This window comes from Streptococcus infantis, from assembly GCF_047465035.1.
GTDB classification, from domain to species: domain Bacteria; phylum Bacillota; class Bacilli; order Lactobacillales; family Streptococcaceae; genus Streptococcus; species Streptococcus infantis_T.
On record NZ_JASHAQ010000055.1, the window covers coordinates 1 to 648 of the forward strand.

Genomic DNA, 648 nt, shown 5'->3' on the forward strand with positions numbered 1-648 from the left:
TTGTCATTTGGTACTTCACCTGAACCATTGTCGCCAATTGTAACTGTGATTGGTGTGCCATTTTCACCTGGAATTTCTACCGTAGTTCCTGGTGGGTATGTTGAACCGTCTGGTTTCTTAGGCGTTACAATCGCATTTCCATTTGGTTGTTGAGTGATTTCAATCTTACCTGGTTTTTCAGTTACTGGTGTTTCTGGTGTTACCTTAGCTGGAGTTTCTACTGGAACTTCAACTGCTGGTTGACCTGGTTCTGTAATCTTACCTGTACCTGGTACTTTACCGTCTGGTAATTCACTGTTTGGTACTGTACCTTTACCGTCTTCACCGATTGTGACTGTGATTGGGTTACCATCTTTACCTGGGATTTCTACCTTAGTTCCTGGTGGGTATGTTGAGCCATCTGGTTTCTTAGGTGTTACTGTAACGTCACCTGTCTTAGGATCTTGTTCAACATCTAGTGTTGGTGTCTTACGAGCTGGTGTTGTTACATCTACTGGTTGTGATGGTTTCTTATTAGGTTCGGTTACTGTTCCTGTACCTGGGACATCTTTCTTAGGAAGGTTGTCATTTGGTACTTCACCTGAACCATTGTCGCCAATTGTAACTGTGATTGGTGTGCCATTTTCACCTGGAATTTCTACCGTAGTT

Annotated in this window: 1 pseudogene; it reads right to left on the bottom strand. The window is 42.9% G+C overall.

Going from position 1 to position 648, the window contains the following annotated elements:
• A pseudogene (locus QM406_RS10060) lies at window positions 1–648 on the bottom strand (hypothetical protein); the annotation flags it as partial.